Source organism: Micrococcus sp. (assembly GCF_030523875.1).
Lineage (GTDB): Bacteria > Actinomycetota > Actinomycetes > Actinomycetales > Micrococcaceae > Micrococcus.
Genome location: NZ_JAUNHR010000159.1, coordinates 1 through 1898, shown reverse-complemented (window position 1 = coordinate 1898; position 1898 = coordinate 1). Strand labels below are relative to the sequence as shown.

At 76.6% G+C, this 1898-nt stretch carries 2 protein-coding genes; one reads left to right on the top strand and one right to left on the bottom strand.

Going from position 1 to position 1898, the window contains the following annotated elements; genetic code table 11:
- Positions 1 to 4: 4 nt before the first annotated feature.
- The gene (locus tag Q4D18_RS11710) at positions 5 to 1327 is read left to right on the top strand and encodes an alpha/beta hydrolase family protein (protein WP_368389647.1); all 1323 of its coding nucleotides are present in this window, start codon (positions 5 to 7) and stop codon (positions 1325 to 1327) included.
- An 18-nt stretch (positions 1328 to 1345) separates the two neighbouring features.
- Here the strand turns inward: Q4D18_RS11710 and Q4D18_RS11705 are convergent.
- Positions 1346 to 1898 (bottom strand): M3 family metallopeptidase (locus tag Q4D18_RS11705; protein ID WP_303128617.1); only part of this gene is annotated, 553 nt, incomplete at its 5' end.

Here is a 1898-nt window from a genome sequence, read left to right as displayed (position 1 = left end):
CGCCCTGCTGCGCCGCCTGCCCGGCATGCCGCCGCCCGCCCCGGCCCACCCGTGGGCCGAGGCCGTGCGCCGCCGCGTCGTCGAGGGGGCCCGCGGCAGCGCCGCCGTCGCCGCCCCGGCCGTCCGGCTGGCCCCCACCGTGCTCTCCGTCGCCGCCTCCGCCGCGTTCGTGGTGGCCGGGGCCAGCTCCGCGCTCGCGGGCGTGTTCGCCCGCGCCGTGGTGACCCCGGTGCGCAGCCACGCCGAGGACACCGAGGTGCTCGCCGTCGTCGACGGTCCGGACGGGCCCGAGGTGATCCTGCCCGCGGACCAGTACACGACCGTGCCGGGCACGTACTCCCTGACGTTCGGCCAGGGGGAGCACGTGGCGCGCATCGGCGCGATCCGCTCGCACGACCCCCGGGACGGCACGGTGCAGCGCGTGGTGGAGGAGGTCTACTCGGGCGACCTGCGCACCGCCGTGCGCGGGCGGCTCACCGGGTACGTCTACCCGACGCCGGCCGACGCCGGCCTGGAGGCCACGGACGTGGAGGTGCCGGTGCCCGGCGGCGTGGCCCCGGCGTGGCGCATCGACCCGGCCCCCTCCGAGGAGCCCCGCCCGGCCGAGGGGATCTGGGCCGTGATGGTCCACGGCCGCGGCGCCCGGCGCACCGAGGGCCTGCGGGCCGTGCCCACCGCGCAGCGGCTCGGAATGACCTCCCTGCTGGTGTCCTACCGCAACGACGGCGACGCCCCCGACGCCGGGGACGCACGCTACGGGCTGGGCACCACGGAGTGGGAGGACGTCGAGGCCGCGGTCCGCCTGGCCCTGGACTCCGGCGCCCGGGACGTCGTGCTGTTCGGCTGGTCCATGGGCGGGGCCATCGTCCTGCAGTTCGCCGACCGCTCCGACCTGGCCGCCCGCGTGCGGGGGATCGTGCTCACCGGCCCGGTGGTGGACTGGATGGACGTGCTGCGCCACCAGGCGCGCCTGAACCGGATCCCCGAGGCCGTGGGCCTGCTGGGGCAGTGGCTGCTGTCCAACCGGGCCGGCCGGTTCGTCACCGGCCTGGCGGCCCCCGTGGACCTGCAGGCGCTGGACTGGGTCACGCGCGCCGACCACGTGCGGGTGCCCACCCTGATCCTGCACTCCGAGGACGACGAGTACGTGCCCGTCGGCCCGTCCATGGCCCTGGCCGAGCGCAACCCGGAGCTGGTCCGGTTCGTCCGGTTCACCCAGGCCCGGCACACCCGCGAGCAGAACGTGGACCCGGCGAAGTGGGACCGCACCGTGCGCGGGTTCCTGCGCGCCGTGCTGGCCGCGCCGCGGCCCGGACGGCAGGCCTGAGCCCGCCGTCCGGATCGCTCAGTCCGCCAGCAGCCCCCGGCGGCGCAGCAGCGGCTCCAGCTCGGCGTCCCGGCCGCGGAACGCCCGGTAGGACTCCAGCAGGTCGCGCGTGTTCCCGCGGGAGAGCAGCTCCGCGGCGAACCGGCGCCCGTTCTCCCGGGTCATGCCGCCGTTCTCGCGGAACCACTCCACGGCGTCCGCGTCCAGCACCTCCGCCCAGATGTAGGAGTAGTACCCGGCGGCGTAGTCGGTGCCGAAGATGTGCTTGAAGTACCCCGTGCCGTAGCGCGGGGGCACCAGGTCGGGGTCGATCCCGGCCCCCTCCAGGGCGTGCCGCTCGAACGCGGCGGGGTCCGCCGTCGCCGCTTCGACGGTCGCCTCCGTGACGGTGTGCCAGGCCCAGTCCACCAGCGTGGCCCCGAGGTACTCGACCGTGCGGTACCCCTCGCCCCACAGGTCCGCGGCCTCGAGCCGCTCCAGCGTGCCCTCCGGCAGCGCCTCGCCCGTCTCCACGTGCCGGGCGTAGGCGGCCAGCAGGGACGGCTCGCGCAGCCAGACCTCGTTGACCTGG